Origin of the sequence: Luteimonas sp. R10, assembly GCF_045689605.1 — a bacterium.
Classification (GTDB): domain Bacteria; phylum Pseudomonadota; class Gammaproteobacteria; order Xanthomonadales; family Xanthomonadaceae; genus Luteimonas.
In genome coordinates this window covers 2,482,546-2,507,949 of the sequence record NZ_CP141262.1, presented here as the reverse complement: position 1 = coordinate 2,507,949, position 25,404 = coordinate 2,482,546, and the positions used below count along the sequence as shown (strand labels likewise).

The following is a 25,404-nucleotide window of genomic DNA, read 5'->3' as shown; positions in this document are numbered from 1 at the left end:
CCCGGTCCGGCCGACACGGGCAGCCGCGGCGCGACGCGCTATGCTTTCGCCCATGCAGGACGGACCCGAGATCCTCACCCCCACCCAGCTCAACACGCTGGCACGCAGCCTGCTCGAGGATGCATTCCCGGTGGTGCTGGTCGAGGGCGAGCTCGGCAACGTGTCACGGCCGGCCTCGGGCCATCTGTATTTCACCCTGAAGGACGCACGCGCGCAGGTGCGCTGCGCGTTGTTCAAGCCCAAGAGCACTTGGCTGCGCTTCCAGCCGCGCGAGGGCCTGAAGGTGCTGGCGCGCGGGCGGCTGACCCTGTACGAGGCGCGCGGCGACTACCAGCTGATCCTCGACTCGCTGGAGGAGGCCGGCGAAGGCGCGCTGCAGCGCGCGTTCGAGGCGCTGAAGGCGAAGCTGCAGGCCGAGGGCCTGTTCGATGCCGGGCGCAAGCGCCCCCTGCCCGCCCACGTGCGCCGGCTCGGCGTGATCACCTCGCCCAGCGGCGCCGCGGTGCGCGACGTGCTGAGCGTGCTGGCGCGGCGCTACCCGCTGGTCGAGGTCGAGATCCTGCCTGTGCCGGTCCAGGGCGAAGGCGCCGCGCCACAGATCGTGTCGATGCTGCAACGCGCCGCCGCCGCGAACCGCTACGACGCGCTGCTGCTGACCCGCGGCGGCGGTTCGCTCGAGGACCTGTGGGCATTCAACGACGAAGCCCTCGCGCGTGCGGTGGCCGCCTCCGCGGTGCCGGTGGTGGCCGCGGTCGGGCACGAGACCGACTTCTGCCTGGCCGAATTCGCCGCCGACCTGCGCGCGCCGACGCCATCGGCCGCCGCCGAACTGCTGGTGCCCGACCGCGGCGAGCTGCTGGCGCGGCTACGCACGCTGCAGCGGCGGATGACGTCGCTGGGCGAGAACCGCCTGCGCCAGGCGGCGCAGCGCACGGATCGCGCCGCCCTGCGCCTGCAGGCGCTGCGCCCGCAGGCGCGCTTGCAGGCATTGTGCCGGCGCCAGCAGGACGCCCTGCGCCGCCTGCTGGCCGCCTGGAAGGTCGCGGCCGAGCGCCGCGGCGCCGCGCTGCGCCACGCGCAGTCGCGGTTGCGCGCGCAACACCCGCAGCGCCGCCTGCGCGCATTGCGGCAGCGCCTGGAATCGCTGCAACCAAGGCTGGCCGCGGCATTGCCCCGCCGCTTGCAGGGCGAGGCGCTGCGCCTGCGCGTCGCGGCGCGCGCGCTGGAAGCGGTGAGCCCGCTGGCCACCGTGGCGCGCGGCTACGCCATCCTCCGGCACGACGACGGGCGCGTGGTGCGCAGCGTGCACCAGGCCGCGATCGGCGAGCGGCTCGATGCCCGCCTGGGCGACGGACAGTTGCGCGTGCGGGTCGAATCGCGCGAGGGTTGAGGCTTACCATCACGCCATGCCCGCGCTAGCGTCGCTAGCCTCCAGCTGAAGCGTTCGCCATTCCCGACTGCGCGCGGATCGGAAGGCCACTGGACACGACGCGGGCAAACGCAGGCATCCCCTTTTCCCACCGGCCATCCAAGTACATGACACCCGATCGCCAGACCCCTACAACCGCATGAGCAAAGCCTCCGACCTGTTCGTCGCCGCGCTCGAAGCCGAAGGCGTGGAGTACGTGTTCGGCATTCCCGGCGAGGAGAACCTCGACCTGCTCGAATCGCTGCGCGACTCGAAGATCGAACTGGTGCTGACCCGCCACGAGCAGGCCGCCGGCTTCATGGCCGCCACCTACGGACGGCTCACCGGCAAGGCTGGCGTCTGTCTGTCCACCCTCGGGCCGGGCGCCACCAACCTGGTCACCGCCGCGGCCTACGCGCAGCTCGGCGCCATGCCCATGCTGATGATCACCGGCCAGAAGCCCATCCGCACCAGCAAGCAGGGCCACTTCCAGATCGTCGACGTGGTCGACACGTTGCGGCCGCTGACCAAGTACACGCGGCAACTGGTCTCGGCCGACAGCATTCCCGGCCGGGTGCGCGAGGCGGTCCGCCGCGCCGAGCAGGAACGCCCCGGCGCCACCCACCTGGAACTGCCGCAGGACATCGCCGGCGACGACACCGACGCCCGGCTGATCCCGCGCTCGCTGTCGCGGCGGCCGCTGGCCGAGCACAAGGCCATCGCCGCCGCCGCCCAGGCCATCGCCGGCGCGAAGCACCCATTGCTGATGCTCGGCGCCGGCGCCAACCGCAAGACCACCGCGAAGATGCTCTGCACCTTCGTCGAGAAACTGAAGATCCCGTTCTTCAGCACCCAGATGGGCAAGGGCGTGCTGGACGAAACCGGGCCGTTGTGGCTCGGCAACGCGGCGCTGTCGGACCACGACTTCGTGCACCGTGCGATCGACGCCGCCGACTGCATCATCAACATCGGCCACGACGTGATCGAGAAGCCGCCGTTCTTCATGCGCGAGGGCCGGCGCACGGTGATCCACGTCAACTACGACGGCGCCGAGGTCGATCCGGTGTACTTCCCGCAGATCGAGGTGGTCGGCGACATCGCCAACGCGGTGTGGCAGCTGGCCGAGGCGCTGGAGCCGCAACCGCACTGGGACTTCGCCTTCTTCGAACGCGTGCGCGCGGCGATGCTCGAGCATCTCGGGGACCGCGCCGGCGACGACCGCTTCCCGATGGCCTCGGAGCGCATCGTCGCCGACGTCGCCACGGCGCTCGGGCCGGAGGACATCGTCTGCCTCGACAACGGCCTGTACAAGATCTGGTTCGCGCGCAACTTCCGCTGCCGCAGGCCGAACACGCTGCTGCTCGACAACGCGCTGGCGACGATGGGCGCCGGGCTGCCGTCAGCGATCGCCGCGCGCATCGTGCACCCGGACCGCAAGGTCGTCGCGGTCTGCGGCGACGGCGGCTTCATGATGAACTCGCAGGAACTCGAGACCGCGGTGCGTCTGGGCATCGACCTGACCGTGCTGGTGCTGCGCGACGACGCCTACGGCATGATCAAGTGGAAGCAGAAGCACGAGAACTATCCCAACTTCGGCATGGACCTGGGCAATCCGGACTTCGTGAAGTACGCCGAGGCCTACGGCGCGCGCGGCCATCGCCCGGGCTCGGCCGGCGAGTTCCTGCCGCTGCTGCGCACGGCGCTGGCCACCCCCGGCATCGACCTGATCGACGTGCCGCTGGACTACGGCGACGACGATCGCATCCTCAACCGGGACATTCCCCGCCTCAGCGCCGCGGTGCGATGACGCATGGCCGCCGGAACACCCCCGCCGCATCCGGCCCCGCCGCATCCCGTAGAGCGGAGCTTGCTCCGCTACGTCGTCTCCGGAGCCCCGCGCCGTAGAGCCGAACTTGCTCGGCTGCGCGGGCTCCGGAGCCGAGAGCAGCGGAGCAAGCTCCGCTCTACGGGCAGACGCATCGACGGCGGCATGAGCGGCCGCGCCGCACGCCGTTCCCCCTGACGAACCGGAGAAGCCCACCATGGCCAAGCCGAAGAAGACCGCGAGGCACGACCGCACCGGCCTCGCCCGCAGCTATCCCTATTACCTGGCGAACCGTCCGGTCGCGGCCAACACGGATCTGGAGGTGCGCGACAAGTATTCCGGCAAGATCGCCACCCGCACCGCCTTCGGCGACGCGGCCACGATCCGCAAGGCGATCGTGGCCGCGCACAAGGCGCGCGATGCGATGGCGGCCTTTCCGCCCGACAAGCGCCGCGACGTGCTGGAGCACTGCGTGCGCCGCTTCGAGGAACGCTTCGAGGAACTGGCGCTCGCCCTGTGCATCGAGGCCGGCAAGCCGATCGCCGATGCCCGCGGCGAGGTCACCCGGCTGATCGACACCTTCCGCATCGCCGCCGGCGAGGCCACGCGCATCGACGGCGAGGTGATCGAGCTGCAGATCTCCGAGCGCACCCGCGGCTACCGCGGCATGGTCAAGCGGGTGCCGATCGGCGTGTGCAGCTTCATCACCCCGTTCAACTTCCCGCTCAACCTGGTCGCGCACAAGGTGGCGCCGGCGATCGCGGCCGGCTGCCCGTTCGTGCTCAAGCCGGCGGCCAAGACCCCGGTCGGTGCGCTGATCATCGGCGAGGTGCTGGCCGAGACGGACCTGCCGCGGGGCGCGTTCTCGGTGGTGCCGTGCAGCAACGAGGACGCCGCCGCGCTCACCGAGGACGAGCGCATCGCATTGCTGAGCTTCACCGGCGGCCTGGTCGGCTGGGACCTCAAGGCGCGCGCCGGCCGCAAGAAGGTGATCCTGGAACTCGGCGGCAACGCTGCCTGCATCGTCGACGCCGATCCCGGCGCCGACCTCGACCACGTCGTCGACCGGCTGGTGTTCGGCGCCTACTACCAGTCCGGCCAGAGCTGCATCAGCGTGCAGCACATCCTGGTGCATCGCGACCTCTACGAACGCCTGCGCAAGAAGCTCAAGGCGAAGGTCGCCGCGCTGCGCATGGGCGATCCGCGCTCTGATACGACCTTCATCGGCCCGATGATCGACGAGGACGCCGCCAGGCGCGTCGAGTCCTGGATCGACGCCGCGGTCAAGGGCGGCGCCAAGCGCATCGCCGGCAGCCGCCGCGACGGCAACATGCTGCCGGCCGCCCTGCTGGAGAAGGTGCCGCACGACAGCGACCTGTACCGGCAGGAGGCGTTCGGGCCGGTCGCCTGCCTGCAGCCGTTCGACGACTTCGAGGAGGCGCTGGCCACCGTCAACGCCAGCGAGTTCGGCCTGCAGGCGGGGGTGTTCACCGGCAACCTCGCCCACGCCATGCGTGCCTGGGATGCACTGGACGTCGGCGGCGTGATCGTCGGCGACGTGCCCAGCTTCCGCGTCGACAACATGCCCTACGGCGGCGTCAAGCAGTCCGGCCTCGGCCGCGAGGGCGTGCGCTACGCGATCGAGGACATGACCGAGCAGCGACTGCTGGTGATCCGGGGGTGACCGCCGGAGGCGCTTTGCGACAGCCGAAGGCCGGCCATCCATTCTGCGGTTGCGCGTTCAAAGCCAGGGTCGAAATGGATCCGGGCTTGCACTGCTGGGATGACGGTTCCCTAGGCATTTTCCCCGGATCCCGATTCCCGAGGGTCCCGTCGCAACTTCCGCATCAGCCGCCGTCGCCGCCTGTCATCGGCACGAATCGCACCGGTGCGATGCGGCGGTCGCGCAGTGCGCCGTTCTCCGTCTTCTCGATCAACCGCAGTTCCTGCAGCGCATGCACGGGACCGACCGGGATCACCATGCGGCCGCCCGGCTTCAACTGCTCGACCAGCGCCTGCGGCACCCGCTCCGGCGCCGCCGTCACGATGATCGCGTCGAACGGCGCATGCTCCGGCCAACCGGCGTAACCGTCGCCGGCGCGGACCGTCACGTCGTCGTACCCGAGTTCCTTCAGCACCGTTTCCGCCCGGCGCGCCAGGGGTTCGACGATCTCGATGCTGTAGACCTCCGCCACCAGCCGCGACAGCACCGCGGCCTGGTAGCCCGAGCCGGTGCCGATCTCCAGGACCCGGTCGTCGCGTTCCGGCTGCAGCAACTCGGTCATCTTCGCCACGATGTACGGCTGCGAGATGGTCTGCCCATGCCCGATCGGCAGCGGGTGGTCGCGGTAGGCCTGCGCCGCGCGTTCCGGCGGAACGAACCGGTGCCGCGGCACCGTGCGCATGGCCTCGAGCACGCGCGGGTCGCGCACGCCGCGCGCTTCGATCTGTCGGTCGACCATCCGCATGCGCTGCGCGGCGGCGCCGTCGTCGGCGCGCGACGCCTGCTGCGCCGCGGCAGCGACGGGACCGAGCAGCAATGCGGCGCCCAGCAGGCGCAGCGTCCGTCCGAGTGCCGGCACCAGGCGGCCGGCGCTTCGGGCGATGGCGACGGAAGACTTCGGCATGGCCGGCCTCCGTGGAGATCCCTCGGCGTCTCCGTATTGTTGCGCATTGCCGTGAACCGCCCGTGATCCCGCCGGTGTCGCGATCGAATACCTGTGCCGCCGTGCCGCGGTTCCGGCGCCCGGGTCACCGCCGGCCAGGCGCCTTCAAACGGCGGGATCAGCCGGCGGGACGCGGGTGCCCGTACAGGAAGCCCTGGCCGTACTGGCAACCCAGCTGCATCAGCACCTGGCGCTGCTGCTCGGTCTCGACGCCTTCGCCGATGGTCTCGATGCCGAGCGTTCCGGCCAGCGCCAGGATCGCGCGCACCAATGCCAGACTCTCGGTCCGGGTCTCGCCGACGAGGCCGGCGACGAAACTCTGGTCGATCTTCAGAGACTGGATCGGGAACCGGTGCAGGTACGACAGCGCGGAGAAGCCGGTGCCGAAGTCGTCGAGCAGCGCCAGCACGCCGTGCTCGCGCAGGATGTTGAGCATGCGCAGCACGCGCGGCGCGTCGTCGAGCAGCGCCACCTCCGTCAGCTCGATCCGCAACCGCGAAGGATCGGCGCCGGCCTCGTCGATCATCCGCAGCAGCCGCTCGGCGAAGTCGTCGGAATGGAAATGCCGCGGCGAGACGTTGATCGAGACGTATCCGCGGGGACAGGTGCGAAGCCAGCGCACCACGCGCCGGTACAGCAGCCAGTCCACCTGTTCGATCAGGCCGCTGTCCTCGCCGACGCCGATGAAGTCCGCCGGCGGCAGCGATCCGCGCAGCTCGTGGTTCCAGCGCAGCAGCGCCTCGTGCCCGATCACCTCGCCGTCGGACAGGCGCACGATCGGCTGGAAGTGCGGCTCGAAGGCGTCGTGCATGATCGCCCGGCGCAGATCGGCCTCCAGGTCGAGCAGTCGGGTCGCCTCGGCCCGCATCGCCTCGTCGAACAGCGCACTGCGGTCGCGTCCGCGCGCCTTGGCGCGGTACATCGCCGCGTCGGCATCGCGCAGCAGTTCCTCGCCGTAGCGGTAGCGCGGCTGCCAAACGGCGATGCCGATGCTGGCCGACGGGAACAGCTCGCGCCCGGCGATCCACATCGGCTTGGACAACTCGGCCAGCACCCGCGAGGCGACGGCCTGGGCCAGTTCCGGCGTCGCCACGTCCTCGAGCAGGATCGCGAACTCGTCGCCGCCCAGCCGCGCCACCGTGTCCTTGACGGCCAGCGCGTGGCGCACCCGCCGGCCGATTTCCACCAGCATGTCGTCGCCGGCCGCGTGGCCGACGCTGTCGTTCACCAGCTTGAAGCGGTCCAGGTCGAGGAACAGCACCGCGAAGCGCGCCGTCCCCGGCTCGTGCATGCGCGCGATCGAGGCGTCCAGCTTCTCCAGCAGGTGCTCGCGGTTGGGCAGGCCGGTGAGCTGGTCGTGGCGCGCCTGGTGGATCAGCCGCTGCTCGGCGCGCATGCGCTCGCCGATCTGGGCACGCAGCTGGCGGTTGGCGTCCTTCAGCTCCTGGGTGCGCGCTTCGACCCGGAACTCCAACTCGGCATGGGCGGTCTTCAGCGACTCCTGCGCGCGCTTGCGCGACAGCGCGCCTCCGATGTGGTGCGCGACGAACGTCAGCAGCGCCTCGTCGCGCTCGTCGAAAGCCGTGCCGTCGGAATAGCTCTGGACCGCGATCGCGCCGATCACGCTGCCGTCGCGCACCAGCGGCACGCCCAGCCAGCAGTTCGCGCGCGCACCGTGGCTGTGCACGCCGCCCTCCGCCTCGAGCCGGGCGATCGCCTCCCGATCGACGAGCAGCGGCCGCCCGCTGGTGATGACGAATTCGGTCAGTCCCCTGGTCATCCGGCGCGGCCGCCGCACCGGGTCGCGCTCGTCGACGGAATAGGGAAACTCGATGTGTTCGCCATCGGCGCCGACCATCGCGATATAGAAGTTCGCCGCGTACAGCAGTCCGCCGACCACCTCGTGCACATCGGCGTAGAACCGATCCAGGCTGCCGGCCGTCACCGACATCTCGCTGATCCGGAACAGCGCCCGCTGCAGCCGCTCGGTCCGCTGCCGTTCCTCCACTTCCGCCTGCAGCACCCGGTTGGCGTGCTGCAGCTCCAGCGTGCGCTCGTCGACGCGGCGCTCGAGTTCCGCCTGCGCGTGCTTGCGGTCCAGGGCGGTGAGGATGTGCTGGGCCACGTACTCGAGCAGCGCGCGGTCTTCCTGGCTGTAGCTGTCGGCGCGATCGTAGTTCTGCACCACGATCGCGCCGCAGACCCGGCTGTCGCGGCGCATCGGCACGCCGAGCCAGTCGGCGCTGTCGGGACCGTGCACCGGATCGCGCGGAACGCCGAGCTCGTCACGGATCCGCGCCGAAGGCCCCATCATCGGCCGGCCATGGCGCAGCAGCGCGACCGTGATGCTGTTCGGCATGTCCCCGAGCGCCAGGTCGCGCTCCGGCTCGGGCCGCCAGGGATCGTTCTGGTCGGCGAAGTACAGGAAGCGGATGGTCTCGCGCGCCTCGTCGTGCAACACGATGTAGAAGTTCTCGGCCGACATCAGCGCCGCGACCACGCGGTGGATCCGCGCCAGCATTTCGCGCATTTCCAGCGACGAGCCGGACAGGTCGGCGATCTCGTACAGCGCCTGCTGCAGGCGCTCGGACTTCTGCAACGAGCGCACCTGGGCGTGCGAGAGCTCCGACTGCATCACGGCGCCGATCATCCGCGTCGCCAGCCTGCGCCAGGCCGGCGCGGAACTCCCGTCCGCCGGGTCGACCGCCACGAACACCCGGGTGTCGCCCTGCTCCCACGACAGGTCGGCCGTTCGCGCCGGGCCGTCGGCGGCCGCGCCGGCCAGGCCCTCGACGGCGCGCGCCAGCAGCGCCGCGCCGGCCGTTCCGGTCGCGGCGCTGCCGCAGCCCAGGCGCGGGTCGCGCCAGCACACCGCCAGCTCCGAGCCCGCAGGCAACAGACCACCCAGCAATTCGACCAGCATCGCCGGGCCGTGCACGGGCGCCGTGGCCGGCGGCGATTGCCGAGTTCCGTTCACGCCTGCTCCGTCGCGTTCCGTTCCCCCTGCCGCCAGCATAACGGCAGAACCCGCCGGCGCCGGCAATTTCGACCCCGAACGCCCGTTCCGGCCGTTGGCCGCTGCATGACGCCTGCATCCTCCCGCCGGCACGCCCGCCACCCGCGCCTGCCGCGGGCGGGCTTCACGTGCCTGCCGCCAGCGCTTAACCTGCCGGCGGTGAACGACACCGCCCGCCAGGACCAGGAAGAAACCAGCGACGAAGCGCTGATGCTGGCCTGGGCCGGCGGCGATGCCGTGGCCTTCGAGCACCTGTACGCGCGCCACCGCACCCGGCTGTACCGGTTCCTGCTGCGGCAGCTGCGCGACGCCGCGCTGGTCGACGAGGCCTTCCAGGACACCTGGCAGCGCGTGATCGCGGCACGCACGCGCTGGAAGCCGGAAGCGCAGTTCGCCACCTGGCTGTACCGGATCGCGCGCAACCGCCTCAACGACCACTGGCGCGCGCAGCGGCACCGCCCGCCGGCACCGGACGATGCCGACGCCCGGGTGGCGCGTGTACCGGACGACGACACCCCGGAACGTAGCCTGTCGGAGTTCGAGCAGCGCCGGCGGCTGCAATTGGCGCTGGACGAGCTGCCCGAGGAGCAGCGCGAGGTGATCATGCTGCGGCTGGAGCAGGAATTGAGCCTGGAAGAGATCGGAACGATCACCGGCGTCGGCCGCGAGACGGTCAAGTCGCGGTTGCGCTACGCGATGGAAAAACTGCGGGCGGGACTCGGCGCATGACCCGCGATCGCGAGCCGCTGACGCCGGAGGAACGCGCGCTCGCCGAGCGGCTGGCGCGGACGTCGCCGCGCGCGGAGCCGCCGCCGGCGCTGGACGCACGGATACTGGCGGCGGCGCGGGCGGCGACGGAAGCGCCGACGGGCTCGGCGCGACCGCGCCGCCGCCGCTGGCCCGCGACGCTCGGCATCGCCGCCTCGCTGGCGCTGGCCGTGGGCATCGCCTGGCAGCTGCGGCCGCTCCCGCAGGCGCCTCCTCCTGCTTCCGAGGTGCCGGCGTCGGAGGCCGCGGCACCGCGCCCGGCCGAATCCGCGGCGCAGGCGATCGCGGACGTGCCGGCAGCCCCTGCCGACGAGCGCGCCGCATCCGCGCGGCGCCCGGTCGCGACGCAGCAAGCCGTCCCGGAACGCCGTGAGCCCGCGCCGGCACCCCGGTCACCGCCGACGCCCGCGAGCGCCGCAACCGGGCAACCCGGCCCGGAGACGGAGACGGTCACCGCTCCGGCGCGGAAAGCCGCGCGGCAGGCCGTCGAAGCCACCCAGGCAGGGGAACGATCGGACGCCGCCCGCGGCGCGAGCGAGCGACAACGCGAATCCGCGATCGTGTTCGACGCGCCATCGGCGGCAGGACTGCCGGCACCGCCGCCGCCCGCCCCCATGCCCGCGCCCGCCGCCGAGCCTGCGTTCGTGCCATCGCCACCGCCGGTCGACACCGCGATCGGCCGCCGGCGCGTGCAACAGCGGGCGGCCGCCCGCCCCGACGCCGTCGCGCCACTGCCGCAGCGCGATGCCCGCGAACGCATCGAGGTCACCGGCACTTCCCTGCCCGCGGCGCCGCCCACGGACATGGAACGGGCCCCCTTCCTGGATCAGCCGCTCGACGACGAGCCGCCGGCCACCGCGGACTCGCCGGAAGTCCACAAGGCCTGGCTGGCGCGCATCCGCGAGCTCCATGCGGACGGCGAACACGAGGCCGCACGCGAGAGCCTGCGCGAGTTCCATCGCCGCCATCCCGACGTCGAGCTTCCCGAGGACCTGTCCGGACTGCTCGACGAATGAGCCTGGACACGCTCGCCGCACCCGCCTCGCACGCGATCGAGGTCAAGCACAGCCGATTCCAGGCGAGGGCGACCGCGATCGAGACCGTCGCGGCCGCGCAGGCGTGGCTGCAGGCGGTCGCGATCGCCGACGCGAACCACAACTGCTGGGCCTGGCGCATCGGCGGCGATTACCGCTCCAGCGACGACGGCGAGCCCGCGGGCACCGCCGGACGGCCGATCCTGTCCGCCATCGACGGCCAGGGCTTCGACCGGGTGGCGGTGGTGGTCACGCGCTGGTTCGGCGGCATCAAGCTGGGGGCGGGGGGACTGGTGCGCGCCTACGGCGGCGTGGCGGCCGAGTGCCTGCGCCTGGCCGAACGCCTGCCGCTGGTGGCGCAGGCGGAACTCGCCCTGCACGCCGGCTTCGACGATCTCGGCGCGGTCCATGCCGCGCTGGAGGCGTTCGCCGCGGAAAAGCTCGTCGAGGCCTTTGCTGCCGACGGCGCGCGCTTTCGCCTGCGCCTGCCCGAATCGCGCGCCGACGACTTGAAAACGCATCTGCGCGACGCCACCCGGGACCGGGTACGTTTCGAAAATGACCGCGCCTGACGTCCCATCCAGGTTCGACTCTTCCACGTCCGCATCGGTTGCGTCCGGCGCGGCCCCAGGAATCCTCCCCCGAACCTGATGGCAGACACCTCCCCCGAATCCGCACCCCACCCTCCGCCCACGAGCGGCGACGGCGCCAAGGCGAAGGCGCCGATCGGCACCCTGCGCACCCTGTGGCCGTTCGTGCTGCGCCAGCGCGGCCTGCTCGTCGCCTGGCTGCTGGCGCTGGCGGCGTCGTCCGCGGCCACGCTGAGCCTGCCGGTGGCGGTGCGGATGATGATCGACCGCGGCTTCAGCAGCGGCAGCAACATCGACGCCGCGTTCGCGCTGCTGTTCCTGGTGGCGGTGGCGCTGGCGATCGCCACCGCGGGCCGGTTCTTCTTCGTCTCGCTGCTGGGCGAGCGCGTGATCGCCGACCTGCGCACCCGCCTGTACGCCCACCTGGTCGGCCTCGACCAGGCGTTCTACGAGCGCACCCGCAGCGGCGAGCTGGTCTCGCGCCTGTCCGCGGACACCGAACTGCTGCGCAGCGTGGTCGGCTCCGGCATGTCGGTGGCGCTGCGCAGCGTGGTGATGGTGCTCGGCAGCATGACGATGCTGGTGGTGACCAGCCCGCGCCTGGCGGCCTACACCCTGGTCGGCATCCCGGTGTTCGTGCTGCCGCTGGTGCTCGGCGGGCGCCGGCTGCAGAAGATCTCGCGCAGCGCCCAGGACCGCGTCGCCGACGCCAACACCCTGGCCGCCGAGACCCTCGGCGCGATCCGCACGGTGCAGGCGCATGCGCGCGAAGGCTGGGAGCAGAGCCGCTTCGCCGGGGCGGTGGCGCGCTCGGTGGCGACCGCGCGCAAACGCATCGGCGTGCAGGCGATCGTCACCGCGGTGGCGATCACCGCGATCTTCGGCGCGATCACCATCGTGCTGTGGTCGGGCGCGCACGACGTCGCCGCCGGCACGCTGAGCCCCGGCACGCTGGGGCAGTTCGTGCTGTACGCGCTGCTCGGCGGCGGCTCGGTCGGCGCCCTGGCCGAGGTCTGGAACGAACTGCAGCGCGCGGCGGGCGGCATGGGCCGGATCAACGAGCTGCTGGTCGAGACCTCGACCCTGCAGGCGCCCGAGCACCCGCAGGCACTGCCGGCCCCGGTTCGCGGCGAGCTGCAGTTCGACCGGGTGAACTTCCACTACCCGGCGCGCGCGGAGGTACCCGCGCTGGAGGATTTCTCGCTGCACGTGCGGCCCGGCGAGACCGTCGCCCTGGTCGGACCCTCCGGTGCCGGCAAGAGCACGGTGTTCGCGCTGCTGCTGCGCTTCCATGACCCGCAAAGCGGCGCGATACGCGTCGACGGCGTCGACGTGCGCGCGCTCGATCCCATCGCCCTGCGGGAGCACATCGCCCTGGTCCCGCAGCAGCCGACGATCTTCGCCGCCAGCGCGCGCGACAACATCCGCTACGGCCGGCTGGAGGCGAGCGATGCCGAGGTCGAGGCCGCGGCGGCGTCCGCCGAGGCGCACGCCTTCATCGCCGCCCTGCCCCAGGGCTACGACGAACAGCTGGGCGAGCGCGGCGCGCGCCTGTCCGGCGGCCAGCAGCAGCGCGTGGTCATCGCCCGGGCGCTGCTGCGCGACGCGCCGATCCTGCTGCTCGACGAGGCCACCTCGGCGCTCGACGCGCAGAGCGAACGCGCGGTGCAGCACGCGCTCGAGAACCTGATGCATGGCCGCACCACCCTGGTCATCGCCCATCGCCTGGCCACCGTGCTCAAGGCCGACCGCATCGTGGTGATGGACCGGGGCCGCATCGTCGCCGAAGGCACCCACGAGGAGCTGCTGGCGCAGGGCGGCCTGTACGCGGACCTGGCGCGGCTGCAGTTCCTGGGCTGAAGCAGGCGCTCAAAGCCAGTCGGTGATGCCCTCGCGGCGGCAGGTCTCCTGGAACGCCGGCCGTGCCTTCATCCGCTGCGCATGCGCGCGCAGCGGCGGCCATTCGTCGCTGGGCCGCGGCATGTTGCGCGACCACCGCATCAGCATGGTGAGCAGGAAGTCGGCAGCGGACAGGCGCTCGCCCAGCAGGTACGGGCCGCCGGCTTCGAGATGGTCCGAGACGCGCTGCCATGCCGACTCGATGCGTTCGCGCGCGTACGCCTTGGCGTTGACCTGGGCGGCCTCGCCGGCGGGCTCGTCCGGATAGAACCAGGCGCGGTAGGCCGGCAGCAGGGTGTTGGCGCAGAAGCAGATCCAGAAGTAGTAGCGCGCACGCTCCACCGTGCCCGGCGCAGGCGCCAGCCGGGCCTGCGGGTGCAGGTCGGCCAGGTGCAGGACGATCGCGGCCGATTCGGTCAGCACCTCGCCGTCGAGCACCAGGGTCGGCACCACGCCGGCGGGATTGAGCCCGAGGTACTCGGGCGACTTCTGCTCGCGCCGGCCGAAGTCGAGCGCCTGCAGCTCGTGCGGTACCTGCAGTTCGATCAGCAGCCAGTGCACCACCAGGGCGGCGGTGCTGGGAGCGTAGTAGAGGGTTGCGGCCATCGAATCTCTCCTGGGGCGAACGGCTGCTGTGTCCAACGAAGATCCATACGGGCCCGGTGAAGGGCGCTTGCGGCTATGCCGCCTCCACCACCACCGGAATGCCGCCGATCCGCGCCCGCCACTCGCGCGGGCCGGTGGCGTGCACGGACTCGCCGGTGCAATCGACGGCCACGGTGACCGGCATGTCCCGGACCTCGAACTCGTAGATCGCCTCCATGCCCAGGTCCTCGAACGCGACGACGCGCGCGGCGCGGATCGCCTTGGACACCAGGTACGCCGAGCCGCCGACCGCCATCAGGTACACCGCGCGGTGGTCGCGGATCGCCTCGATCGCCGCCGGCCCGCGCTCGGCCTTGCCGACCATGCCCAGCATGCCGGTCTGCTCCAGCATCTGCCGGGTGAACTTGTCCATGCGCGTGGCCGTGGTGGGGCCGGCCGGCCCCACCACCTCGTCGCGCACCGGGTCGACCGGGCCGACGTAGTAGATGAAACGCCCGGCGAAATCGACCGGCAGCGTCTCGCCGCGATCGAGCATCTCCACCATCCGCTTGTGCGCCGCGTCGCGCCCGGTCAGCAGTTTGCCGTTGAGCAGCAGCACGTCGCCGGGCTTCCAGCCGGCGACCTCCTCGCGGGTGACGGTGTCCAGGTCCACGCGGCGGCCCTTGGAGGCGTCGTAAGTGAGCTTCGGCCAGTCCTCGAGCGAGGGCGGCTCCAGCGCCACCGGGCCGGAGCCGTCGAGCACGAAGTGCGCGTGGCGGGTGGCGGCGCAGTTGGGGATCATCGCCACCGGCAGGTTGGCCGCGTGGGTCGGGTAGTCGCGGATCTTGATGTCGAGCACCGTGGTCAGGCCGCCCAGGCCCTGGGCGCCGATGCCGAGCGCGTTGACCTTGTCGAACAGCTCCAGCCGCAGCTCCTCGATCCGGTTCGCCGGACCGCGCGCCTTCAGGTCGACGATGTCGATCGGCTCCATCAGCGCTTCCTTCGCCAGCAGCATCGCCTTCTCCGCGGTGCCGCCGATGCCGATGCCCAGCATCCCCGGCGGGCACCAGCCGGCGCCCATCGTCGGCACCGTCCTCAGCACCCAGTCGACGATCGAGTCCGACGGGTTGAGCATCGCGAACTTCGACTTCGCCTCGGACCCGCCGCCCTTGGCGGCGACGATCACGTCCACGGTGTCGCCGGGCACCACCGACACGTTCACCACCGCCGGGGTGTTGTCGCCGGTGTTGCGGCGGCACCCTGCCGGATCGGCCAACACGCTGGCGCGCAGCTTGTTGTCCGGGTGGTTGTAGGCGCGGCGCACGCCCTCGTTGACCATGTCCTCCACGCCCATGGTCGCGTCCCAGCGGACGTCCATGCCGATCCTGAGGAACACGGTGACGATGCCGGTGTCCTGGCAGATCGGCCGGTGGCCCTCGGCGCACATGCGCGAGTTGATCAGGATCTGCGCCATCGCGTCCTTCGCCGCCGGGCTCTCCTCGCGCTCGTACGCGGCGGCGAGATTGCGGATGTAGTCGACCGGATGGTAGTAGCTGATGTACTGCAGGGCGTCGGCGACGCTCTGGATGAGGTCGTCCTGGCGGACGACGGTCGCGGTGGTGGTCACGGCTGCCTGTGGGGTGGCGTCTGCAGCCGGCATTTTAGCGCAGTGCACAAACGCTCCCGAGCGACGGGACTGCCGCGCCGCTGCCACGGCAACCCGACACGGAAATCTGCGCCACGGGGAGAACCCGTCACCCGGTCGCCGGCTGTCCGCAGGACTGTGGGAGCGACGGCGGTCGCGACACGGCGACACCCATGGACCACGATGGATTTCCCGCAGCAAGCCGTCGAGGCGTCGCGACTGCCGTCGCTCCCACAGTCGACCTGTCACGCCCGCCCATTCCCGCCCGTCCCTTCGGCCATGAACACCAGCGACTCGACCTTCGAAACCCACCGCCCGCGCCTGTTCGGCCTCGCCTACCGCCTGCTCGGCAGCCGCACCGACGCCGAGGACGTGGTGCAGGACGCCTGGCTGCGGTGGCGCCAGGCCGACCGGGCGCAGATCCGCGATACCGAAGCCTGGCTGGTCACCGCGACCACGCGGCTGGGGATCGACCGCCTGCGCGCCGCCCGCAGCCAGCGCGAACGCTATGTCGGCCCGTGGCTGCCCGAGCCCGCCGAGATCGACGAGATCGACGGGGCGCCCGGCCCCGAGGATGCGACGGCGATCGCCGAGCAGGTCTCACTGGCCTTCCTGGCGGTGCTGGAGCGATTGGGCCCGGAGGAGCGCGCCGCCTACCTGCTAAAGGAGGCTTTCGACTACGACTACGCACGGATCGCGCAGCTGCTCGGCCACGGCGAGGCCAATTGCCGGCAGATGGTGCACCGCGCGCGCTCGCGCGTGCAGGCCGGGCGGCCCCGCTTCGCCGTCGACCCCGGACATCATCGCGTGCTGCTGGAGCGCTTCATGCACGCGGCGCGCATCGGCGACCGGCACGCGATCGCGGCGCTGCTGCGCGAGGACGCGCGGCTGCTGTCGGACGGCGGCGGCAAGGCGCCCGCGGCGATCCGGCCACTGCTCGGCGCCGAACGCATCGCGCGGCTGTTCTGGGCCGCGTACCGGCGGCCGGATCCGGAGCTCCAATGGCGCATGGGCAGCGTGAACGGCGAGCCGGCCATCCTGCGCCACCGCGGCGGAACGCTGGAAGCGGTCATGGTCGTCGTCACCGATGGCGAGCGGATCGCGGAACTGCTCCACCTGTCCAACCCGGACAAGCTGGCGCCGGGTGTCACGCCATCGGGTACCGCCGCGTCCTTGCGGTGAAGGCCACCGCGGCGGCCGCCTGCCGGACGCTTCCGATATCGCGCGGCAACAAGGCACCGCAGTGGCCCTTGTGGGAGCGACGGAAGTCGCGACGGGCGTCCTGTCGCGACTTCCGTCGCTCCCACAGGAGACCCCTCCCACAGGAGACCCCTCCCACAGGAGACCCCTCCCACAGGAGACCCCTCCCACAGGAGAGCGCTCCCCCAAGCAGGGGATCCCACCGAAGACAAGCGGAGACACCCGGATGAAAAACGGAAACACTGCAATGAAATACCGACGCGTCGAGTATCCCAGGTACGTTCCCGAGGCCTTCCGCGGCCTCTACGCCATCAGCGAAGGCCTGCACCGCGGCCGCCTCGGCGAAGAATTGCTGCTGCTCGTGTTCCAGCGGGTCTCGCAGGTCAACGGCTGCGCGTTCTGCCTGGACATGCACGCCGCCGCGCTGCGCAAGGGCGGCATCGAGCCGCGCAAGCTCGACACCCTCGCCGCCTGGCGCGACAGCCGCTTCTTCGATGCCCGCGAAGGCGCCGCGCTGGCCTGGGCCGAGGCGCTGACCACGCTGCCGTCCGCTGCACCCGACGATGCCGTCTACGAGGCCCTGGCCGCGCACTTCGACGAGCACGAGATCGCGGAACTGACCATGGCGGTGGCCACGATCAATGCCTGGAACCGCCTCGGCGTAGGGTTGCAGCCGGTCCTGCCCTGAAGCCGACCTACCTCCGCAGGAGCGCACCGCAGGTGGGGGCGACGATCGGCGGAGGCAGTTCGGGATATCAGCCCGGCAGGCGCTCGCCGCTGTCCGGATCGAACACGTGCAGCTTGTCGGCCGCGGCACGCAGCGGCAGCCGCGCCCCCGGCGCCGGCAGTTCGCCGGGCGGCAGCCGCGCGATCAGCGCGAACGGCCCCTGCTGCAGGTTGACGAAGACCTCGTTGCCGACCGGCTCCACCACCTCGACCGTGGGCGCGAAGGCCGCACCTGCGCCGGCGTCGCGCCGCAGGTCCTCGGGACGGATGCCGACGTCGACCTCGCGCCCCAGCCACTCCTCCGGCAGGCCATCGCCGTCCAGCGGCAGCCGCGCGCCATCGCCGAGCGCCAGCGCCAGGCCGTCGTCGCGCACGAGGGTCCCGCGCAGCACGTTCATCGCGGGGCTGCCGAGGAAGGTGGCGACGAACAGGTTGGCCGGCTTCTCGTACAGCGCCATCGGCGTGTCGATCTGCTGGATCTGGCCGCCGTCGAGCACCACGATGCGCTGGCCGAGCGTCATCGCCTCGATCTGGTCGTGGGTGACGTAGACCATGGTCGCACCCAGGCGCCGGTGCAGGCGCGCGATCTCCACCCGCATCGACATCCGCAGCTTCGCATCGAGGTTGGAGAGCGGCTCGTCGAGCAGGAACACCTGTGGCTGCCGCACCAGCGCCCGGCCCAACGCCACGCGCTGGCGCTGGCCGCCGGACAGCGCGGCCGGCCGGCGCTCGAGCAGCGCGTCGAGTTCCAGCGTCTTCGCCGCCTCGGCCACGCGTTCGGCGATCGCGGCCTTGTCGTGGCCGCGCAGCTTCAACCCGAACGCCAGGTTCTCGGCCACCGTCATGTGCGGGTACAGGGCGTAGCTCTGGAAGACCATGGCGATGTCGCGGTCCTTGGGCGCGACGTCGTTGACCACCCGCTCGCCGATGCGCAGGGTGCCGGCGGTGATCGATTCCAGCCCGGCGATCATCCGCAGCAGGGTCGACTTGCCGCAGCCCGAGGGGCCCACCAGTACCAGCAGCTCGCCGTCGGCGACCTCGAAACCGGCGCCGTGCACGGCGACGAAGCCGTCCGGGTAGACCTTCCGCACCCCCTGCAACTGCACTCTGGCCACGTTCCCTCCGTTCGCCCGCATCGACGGCTGCATACGAATGCGCCGTGCCCCGATCTGCGGCACCGGACATTACACTGACCCGATGCTTGCGGTATTCTGCCATGTAACCGTTTACACACGCTCGTATCGCAGCAATGAGGACGCCAACCGATGAATGAACCGGGCAAGGATTTCCAGTTTCCCGAAGGATTCCTGTGGGGCGCGGCCACCGCCGCCCACCAGATCGAAGGCTCGCCCTTGGCCGACGGCGCCGGGCCGAGCATCTGGACCCGGTTCGCCCACACCCCCGGCATGACCTTCAACGGCGACACCGGGGACGTCGCCTGCGATCACTACCGGCGCTGGCAGGACGACGTCGCGCTGATGCGCGATCTCGGGCTCAAGGCGTATCGGTTCAGCGTGTCCTGGTCGCGGATCCTGCCCGAGGGCACCGGCCGGGTGAACCGGGCCGGGCTCGATTTCTATTCGCGCCTGGTCGACGCGCTGCTGGAGAACGGCATCGAGCCGCTGCTCACGCTCTACCACTGGGACCTGCCGGCGGCGCTCGACGACCGCGGCGGCTGGCTCAACCGCGACAGCGCCGACTGGTTCGCCGAGTACGGCAGCGTGCTCTACCGCGCCCTGGACGGCCGGGTGAGGAAGTGGGTGACGCTGAACGAGCCGTGGGTGGTCACCGACGGCGGCTACCTGCACGGAGCATTGGCGCCCGGGCACCGCAGCAAGTACGAAGCGCCGATCGCCTCGCACAACCTGATGCGCGCGCATGGCGCCGCGGTGCAGGCGTACCGGGCCGAAGGCAAGCACGAGGTCGGCCTGGTGGTGAACATCGAGCCGAAATATCCCGCCAGCGACTCGCCCGAAGACTCGGCGGCGGTGGCCCGCGCCCACGCATACATGAACGAGCAGTACCTGCACCCGGCGTTGCTGGGGCGCTACCCGGACCGGCTGCGGGAAATCTTCGGCGACGCCTGGCCGCAATGGCCGGACGCGGACTTCGACCTGATCCGGCAGCCGCTCGATTTCGTCGGTATCAACTACTACACCCGCAGCGTCACCCGCGCCGACGACAGCTACCCGCTCGCGGCCGGTGCGGTGCGGCAGCCGCTCGGCACCTATACCGAAACCGGCTGGGAGGTATTCCCGCAGGGACTCACCGACCTGCTGCTCTGGTTCAAGGACACCTACGGCGACCTCCCGGTCTACATCACCGAGAACGGCGCCGCGTTCTTCGACCCGCCGGTGGCCGAGGAGGGCCGGATCCGCGACCCGCTGCGCGTCGATTACCTGCGCAAGCACCTGCGGGCGATCCACGACGCGATCGAGGCCGGGGTCGACGTGCGCGGCTACATGGTCTGGTCGCTGCTGGACAACCTGGAATGGTCGTTGGGCTATTCCAAGCGCTTTGGTATCGTTCATGTAAATTACGACAGCCAGCAGCGCACGCCGAAGGACAGTGCGCTCTGGTACGGCCGCGTGATCGCCAGCCACGGCAGGCACCTGGCCGACCCCTTGCCGGACTGAGATCACCTCCCCCCTCGGAGTAGCGATGCACGACACCCTGCTGTTGTTCGGCGCCACCGGCGACCTCGCCCAACGCTACCTGTTCCCATCGCTGCTCCACCTGTTGCGCGACCGCCTGCTGCCGCCCTCGTTCCGCGTGGTCGCGATCGGGCGCAGCGAACACGACGACGAGGGTTTCCGTTCCTGGTTGCGCGAGCGCATGGACGACGGCGAACGCCGCGACAACGCGGCGCTCGAGGACCTGCTGCAGCGCATCGTCTATCACTCGATCGATCTCAACGACGCCGACGCGATGGCGAAGGCGCTGTCGCACTATGCCGACCGCCCCGCGGTGAGCTACCTGTCGACCCCGCCCGACCTGTTCGCGCCGGCCTGCCTCGGCCTGAAGGCGGCCGGCCTGCTCGAGGATCCCTCGCGCCTGGTGCTGGAAAAGCCGATCGGCCACGACCTGGCCTCGGCGCGCGCGATCAACGCGACGCTGCGCGCCAGCCTCGACGAGTCGCGGATCTTCCGCATCGACCACTACCTGGGCAAGGCGCCGGTGCAGAACCTGCTGGCGCTGCGCTTCGGCAACACCCTGCTCGAGGCGGTGTGGGAGCGGCGCTGGATCGAATCGGTCGACATCGTCGTCGCCGAGACCGCCGGCGTCGACGGACGCGAGGGCTACTACGCCGGCTACGGCGCGCTGCGCGACATGGTGCAGAACCACATGCTGCAGCTGCTGGCGCTGATCGCCATGGAGCCGCCCTCGACCCTCGACGCCGACAGCATCCGCGACGAGAAGCGCAAGGTGCTGCGCGCCCTGCGTCCGATGACCGCCGCCGACGCCGCCCGCGACAGCGTGCGCGGCCGCTACGGCGACGGGGTGGTCGACGGCACCGCGGTGAAGGGCTTCCGGCACGAGAGCGACGTCGGCACCTTCGTCGCGCTGCGCGCCTGGATCGACAACTGGCGCTGGTCGGGCGTGCCGTTCCGCCTGGTCACAGGCAAGCGGATGCCGGCGCGCGCCACCGAGGTGGTGGTGTCGTTCCGGCCGGTGTCGCACTGGCTGTTCGACCGCCCCAGCGCCGAACGGGCGCCGCCCAACCGCATGCGCATGCGCCTGCAGCCCGAGGAGACGATCGAACTCGGCCTGATGGGCAGCCTGGCCGCGCCCGAGTGGGGCGCGACCGAGCTGCAGCCGATGTCGCTCGACCTGACCATGTCGCCGACGCCCAAGCGCCGGATCGCCTACGAACGGCTGATGATCGATGCGCTCAAGGGCGACCAGACCCTGTTCGTGCGCGACGACGAGGTCGAGGCGGCCTGGCGCTGGATCGACAGCGTCAGCGACGCCTGGCGCGAGGCCGGGGTCGGCACCCAGCCGTATCCCGCCGGATCCTGGGGGCCGCCGGCCGCGGCGCCCTTCCTGCCGGCCACGCTGTCCGGCAACGGGAAGCGCAAGGGATGAACGCCGCCGCCGCCCACGTCCTGCTGGCCGACATCGGCGGCACCAATGCGCGCTTCGCCTTGGCGGACACGGCGGCGCCGATGCCGCTGCTGGACGACAGCATCCGCGAGTACGCGGTCACCGAATTCCCGTCGCTGGCGGACGCCGCGCGGCACTACCTGGAACAGACCGGCGGCGAGGTACGGGACGGCGTGTTCGCCGTCGCCGGCCGGGTCGAGGACGACGAGGCGCGCATCACCAACCATCCGTGGGTGATCTCGCGCACCCGCCTGTGCACGCAGCTCGGGCTCGGCCAGGCGGTGCTGATCAACGATTTCGCCGCGCAGTCGATGGCGATCCCGCTGCTGCGCGCCGGCGACATCGCCCTGGTCGGCGGCGCGCCCTGGCGTCCGCACGACGGCGACGGCGACTGCACCTACGCCGTGATCGGCCCCGGCACCGGGCTCGGCGTCGGCGGGCTGCTGATCCGCGACGGCCGCCACTATCCGCTGGAAACCGAAGGCGGCCACGTCAGCTTCCCGCCGGGCACGCCCGAAGAACTGGCGATCCTCGACCACCTGTCGCGGCAGTTCGGCCGCGTCTCCAACGAGCGCCTGATCTGCGGGCCCGGGCTGGTCAACATCTACCGCGCCCTGTCGGAGATCGCCGGCGAGGATCCGGGGCCGGTACAGCCGGTCGACATCACCCTGCGCGCGCGCGCGGGCGATCCACGCAGCATGCGCACGGTCGACGTGTTCTGCGCGGTGTTCGGCGCCATCGCCGGCGACCTCGCGCTCACCCTCGGCGCCTGGGACGGCGTGTTCCTGACCGGCGGCCTGGTGCCGAAGATGCTCGAGGAGCTGCGGCATTCCGGATTCCGCCAGCGCTTCGAGCACAAGGGCCGGTTCTCCTCGAACATGGCGCGGGTGCCGTCGGTGGCGGTGCTGCATCCGCACGCCGGCCTGCTCGGCGCCGCCGCCCTCGCCGGGCGCATTTCCCTGCGGGAGCAGGCGGCGTGAGCGACGAGCGCCCGCCGGTCGTCGAGACGTCCGCGGCGGCGGCCGATTCGCCGGTGCGGCTCCACGCCTACGATTCGGTGACGCAGTGGGTCTGGGGGGCGGCAGTGTCGATCTCCTCGGCGCTCGGCCGCAGCCTGCAGGGCCAGGCGCGCGCGCGCCTGCTGCTGTCGGGCGGCACCACGCCGGCCGCGGTCTACGCCGCCCTGTCGAAGGCGCCGCTCGACTGGCAGCACATCGACGTCGCCCTGGTCGACGAGCGCTGGCTGCTGCCCGACGACCCCGACAGCAATGCCCGGCTGGTCCGCGAGACGCTGCTCCAGCGCAACGGCGCCGCGGCCCGCTTCGAGACCCTGACCCGCCCCGGACGCGGCATCGAGGAGGCGGTCGCCATCGCCAACATGCACGCCCGCCAGCCGGCCGACGTCGTGGTCCTGGGCATGGGCGAGGACGGACACACGGCCTCGCTGTTCCCGCGCATGCGCGACCTCGACCTGGCGCTGGAGGCGTCCACCGCCTACGTCGCGGTCGACGCCAGCGGTTGCGCCGGCGCCGGCAAGTGGCTGCGGCGCATCAGCCTGACCCCGGCCGGGCTGCACCCCGCGCACACCCGCCTGCTGCTGATTCGCGGGCAGAAGAAGCGCGACCTGCTCGACCGCGTGCTCGACGGCGACGATCCGTACGAGTATCCCGCACGCATCGCCTTCACCACGCCGGGCGCACCCTTGCACGTGCACTGGTGCCCATAACATTGTGGAAGCGACGATTGTGGGAGCGACGGAAGTCGCGACTGCGTCCGGCGGCGTCGAATCGCGATTCCCGGCGGCATGGCGCTGCCCCTCCCGCATGGAAAGCACGAACGGTCCAAGATGAACCTGGCCGGCCTTTCCATGTTCCGCCCGCCCCCGCGAGCCTCCGCCGCGACGGAACGATGAACCCGACACTCCCACAGCGATCCCAATGACCCTGCACCCCCGGTTCCACGACATCACCGAACGCATCCGCGAGCGCAGCCGCGACGCGCGCCGCGCCTATCTCGACGGCATCGAGGCGATGCACGCCGCCGGGCCGCTGCGCGGCCACCTGAGCTGCGCCAACCTGGCCCACGGCTTCGCCGCGTGCGGACCGACCGACAAGTCGCGCCTGCGCGGCGAGGCCACGCCCAACCTCGGCATCGTCACCGCCTACAACGACATGCTCTCGGCGCACCACCCATACGAGCACTACCCGGAGCTGATCCGCAAGACCGCACGCGAGCTCGGCGCCACCGCCCAGGTCGCCGGCGGCGTGCCGGCGATGTGCGACGGCGTCACCCAGGGCCGTGCCGGCATGGAGCTGTCGCTGTTCTCGCGCGACGTGATCGCGCAGGCGACCGCGATCTCGCTGTCGCACGACATGTTCGACAGCGCCGTGTACCTGGGCATCTGCGACAAGATCGTGCCCGGCCTGCTGATCGGCGCGCTCGCCTTCGGCCACCTGCCGGCGGTGTTCGTGCCTGGCGGGCCGATGCCGCCCGGGATCCCCAACAAGCAGAAGGCCGAGGTGCGCGAGCGTTATGCCGCCGGCGAGGCCACCCGCGAGGAGCTGCTGGAGGCCGAGGCCGGCTCCTACCACTCGCCCGGCACCTGCACCTTCTACGGCACCGCCAACTCCAACCAGGTGCTGCTGGAGGCGATGGGCGTGCAGCTGCCCGGCTCGTCGTTCGTCAATCCCGGGACAAAGCTGCGCGACGCGCTCACCCGCGCCGCGGTCGAGCGCGCGCTGCGCATCACCGCGCTCGGCGCCGACTACCGCCCGATCGGGCGGATGATCGACGAGCGCGCGATCGTCAACGCCCTGGTCGCGCTGATGGCCACCGGCGGCTCCACCAACCACACCATCCACTGGATCGCGGTGGCGCGCGCCGCCGGCGTCGTGCTGACCTGGGACGACATGGACGCGCTGTCGCAGATCGTGCCGCTGCTGGCGCGCGTGTACCCCAACGGCGAGGCCGACGTGAACCGCTTCGCCGCGGCCGGCGGCATCGCCTACGTGTTCCGCGAGCTGATGGACGCGGGCCTGATGCACGACGACATCCCCACGGTGGTGCCCGGCGGCATGCGCGCCTATTGCGACGAGCCGCGCCTGATCGACGGCGCGCTCGACTACGCGCCGGGCGTGGCGGCGAGCGCCGACGAGTCGGTGGTACGGCCGGTCGCCGCGCCGTTCGAGGCGCAGGGCGGCCTGCGCCTGCTGCGCGGCAACCTCGGGCGGGCGCTGATCAAGCTGTCGGCGGTCAAGCCGGAGTTCCGCCACATCGAGGCCCCGGCGGTCGTGGTCGACACCCCGCAGGCGTTGAACCGACTGCACAAGGCCGGCGCCCTGCCGCACGATTTCGTCGCCGTGGTGCGCTACCAGGGCCCGCGCGCCAACGGCATGCCGGAGCTGCACTCGCTGGCGCCGCTGCTGGGCATGCTGCAGAACCGCGGGCATCGCGTGGCGCTGGTCACCGACGGCCGCCTGTCCGGGGCCTCGGGCAAGATCCCCGCCGCCATCCACGTCACCCCGGAGGCGGCGCACGGCGGGCCGCTGGCGCGGCTGCGCGACGGCGACCTGATCCGCCTCGACGGCGAGGGCGGCACGCTGGAAGCGCTGGTCGACGCGGCCGAATGGGACGCCCGGCCCTTGCAGGCCAATACCACGCCGCCGGCCTGGGACATCGGCCGCAACCTGTTCGCGGTCAACCGCGAAGTCGTCGGCCGCGCCGACCAGGGCGCGCTCTCGATCTCCTGCGGCCCGCCGCAGCACGACGGCGCCAACTGGTGGGAATACGATGCCGAGTACGAGCTCGGCGAGAGCGCCGAAGCCGCGGCCGCGCCGCATGCGTCGAAGGACGCGTGACTCCAGACCCCTGCGTAGAGCGGAGCTTGCTCCGCTACGTGGGCTCCGGAGCCTGGAGCAGCGGAGCAAGCTCCGCTCTAC

Annotated in this window: 19 protein-coding genes; 14 read left to right on the top strand and 5 right to left on the bottom strand. The window is 71.5% G+C overall.

The genetic code is table 11. The annotated features are described in order from the left end of the window. Nucleotides 1-52 precede the first annotated feature (52 nt). From xseA to U3649_RS10910, 3 genes are all read left to right on the top strand, one after another. The gene (xseA, locus tag U3649_RS10920; protein ID WP_407351358.1) at nt 53-1,390 is read left to right on the top strand and encodes an exodeoxyribonuclease VII large subunit; all 1,338 of its coding nucleotides are present in this window, start codon (nt 53-55) and stop codon (nt 1,388-1,390) included. Between the two features lie 178 nt (nt 1,391-1,568). Next, complete coding sequence (locus U3649_RS10915) at nt 1,569-3,215, top strand: acetolactate synthase large subunit (protein ID WP_407351357.1); 1,647 nt, start codon at nt 1,569-1,571, stop codon at nt 3,213-3,215. Nucleotides 3,216-3,450: 235 nt separating this feature from the next. Continuing rightward, a complete protein-coding gene (locus U3649_RS10910; RefSeq protein ID WP_407351356.1) occupies nt 3,451-4,917 on the top strand; it encodes an aldehyde dehydrogenase family protein in 1,467 nt (488 codons plus the stop codon). Between the two features lie 163 nt (nt 4,918-5,080). Here U3649_RS10910 and U3649_RS10905 read toward each other — a convergent pair whose 3' ends face one another. After that, nucleotides 5,081-5,701, bottom strand: coding sequence for a protein-L-isoaspartate(D-aspartate) O-methyltransferase (locus tag U3649_RS10905; RefSeq protein WP_407354597.1), 621 nt, complete (start codon nt 5,699-5,701; stop codon nt 5,081-5,083). 316 nt (nt 5,702-6,017) lie between these two features. Next, on the bottom strand, nt 6,018-8,822 hold the full coding sequence (locus U3649_RS10900) for an EAL domain-containing protein (RefSeq protein ID WP_407354596.1): 2,805 nt from the start codon (nt 8,820-8,822) through the stop codon (nt 6,018-6,020). 252 nt (nt 8,823-9,074) lie between these two features. Between U3649_RS10900 and U3649_RS10895 the strand changes: the two genes are divergently transcribed. The 4 genes from U3649_RS10895 to U3649_RS10880 all read left to right on the top strand — a co-directional run bounded on the left by U3649_RS10895 (nt 9,075) and on the right by U3649_RS10880 (nt 13,167). Then, nucleotides 9,075-9,644, top strand: a complete 570-nt coding sequence (locus tag U3649_RS10895) for an RNA polymerase sigma factor (protein WP_407351355.1) — start codon at nt 9,075-9,077, stop codon at nt 9,642-9,644. Next, on the top strand, nt 9,641-10,699 hold the full coding sequence (locus U3649_RS10890; protein WP_407351354.1) for a hypothetical protein: 1,059 nt from the start codon (nt 9,641-9,643) through the stop codon (nt 10,697-10,699). Before U3649_RS10895 ends, U3649_RS10890 begins: the two co-directional genes overlap by 4 nt. After that, a complete protein-coding gene (locus tag U3649_RS10885; protein ID WP_407351353.1) occupies nt 10,696-11,289 on the top strand; it encodes an IMPACT family protein in 594 nt (197 codons plus the stop codon). Before U3649_RS10890 ends, U3649_RS10885 begins: the two co-directional genes overlap by 4 nt. A 153-nt stretch (nt 11,290-11,442) precedes the next feature. Next, entirely contained in the window at nt 11,443-13,167 is a 1,725-nt protein-coding gene (locus tag U3649_RS10880) for an ABC transporter transmembrane domain-containing protein (RefSeq protein ID WP_407354595.1), read from the top strand. A gap of 9 nt (nt 13,168-13,176) precedes the next feature. On the opposite strand, the gene U3649_RS10875 is transcribed toward U3649_RS10880, so the two are convergent. Continuing rightward, complete coding sequence (locus U3649_RS10875; protein ID WP_407351352.1) at nt 13,177-13,812, bottom strand: glutathione S-transferase family protein; 636 nt, start codon at nt 13,810-13,812, stop codon at nt 13,177-13,179. A gap of 73 nt (nt 13,813-13,885) precedes the next feature. Then, a complete protein-coding gene (locus tag U3649_RS10870; protein WP_407351351.1) occupies nt 13,886-15,418 on the bottom strand; it encodes a fumarate hydratase in 1,533 nt (510 codons plus the stop codon). Nucleotides 15,419-15,715: 297 nt separating this feature from the next. Between U3649_RS10870 and U3649_RS10865 the strand changes: the two genes are divergently transcribed. Both U3649_RS10865 and U3649_RS10860 read left to right on the top strand, forming a co-directional pair. After that, nucleotides 15,716-16,618 (top strand): RNA polymerase sigma-70 factor, encoded by a 903-nt coding sequence (locus U3649_RS10865; RefSeq protein ID WP_407351350.1) that lies wholly within the window; start codon nt 15,716-15,718, stop codon nt 16,616-16,618. 265 nt (nt 16,619-16,883) lie between these two features. Further along, nucleotides 16,884-17,324: a carboxymuconolactone decarboxylase family protein gene (locus U3649_RS10860; RefSeq protein WP_407351349.1), complete on the top strand. Its 441-nt coding sequence runs from the start codon at nt 16,884-16,886 to the stop codon at nt 17,322-17,324. Between the two features lie 67 nt (nt 17,325-17,391). On the opposite strand, the gene U3649_RS10855 is transcribed toward U3649_RS10860, so the two are convergent. Further along, complete coding sequence (locus U3649_RS10855; protein ID WP_407351348.1) at nt 17,392-18,477, bottom strand: ABC transporter ATP-binding protein; 1,086 nt, start codon at nt 18,475-18,477, stop codon at nt 17,392-17,394. Between the two features lie 150 nt (nt 18,478-18,627). Between U3649_RS10855 and U3649_RS10850 the strand changes: the two genes are divergently transcribed. The 5 genes from U3649_RS10850 (at nt 18,628) to edd (ending at nt 25,323) form a co-directional block, all read left to right on the top strand. Next, on the top strand, nt 18,628-19,998 hold the full coding sequence (locus U3649_RS10850; RefSeq protein WP_407351347.1) for a GH1 family beta-glucosidase: 1,371 nt from the start codon (nt 18,628-18,630) through the stop codon (nt 19,996-19,998). A 25-nt stretch (nt 19,999-20,023) separates the two neighbouring features. Continuing rightward, nucleotides 20,024-21,448: a glucose-6-phosphate dehydrogenase gene (zwf, locus tag U3649_RS10845; protein WP_407351346.1), complete on the top strand. Its 1,425-nt coding sequence runs from the start codon at nt 20,024-20,026 to the stop codon at nt 21,446-21,448. Further along, complete coding sequence (gene glk, locus U3649_RS10840; protein WP_407351345.1) at nt 21,445-22,446, top strand: glucokinase; 1,002 nt, start codon at nt 21,445-21,447, stop codon at nt 22,444-22,446. Before zwf ends, glk begins: the two co-directional genes overlap by 4 nt. Further along, the gene (gene pgl / locus U3649_RS10835) at nt 22,443-23,192 is read left to right on the top strand and encodes a 6-phosphogluconolactonase (RefSeq protein WP_407351344.1); all 750 of its coding nucleotides are present in this window, start codon (nt 22,443-22,445) and stop codon (nt 23,190-23,192) included. Before glk ends, pgl begins: the two co-directional genes overlap by 4 nt. 211 nt (nt 23,193-23,403) lie before the next feature. Beyond that, complete coding sequence (gene edd / locus U3649_RS10830) at nt 23,404-25,323, top strand: phosphogluconate dehydratase (protein WP_407351343.1); 1,920 nt, start codon at nt 23,404-23,406, stop codon at nt 25,321-25,323. Nucleotides 25,324-25,404: the final 81 nt, after the last annotated feature.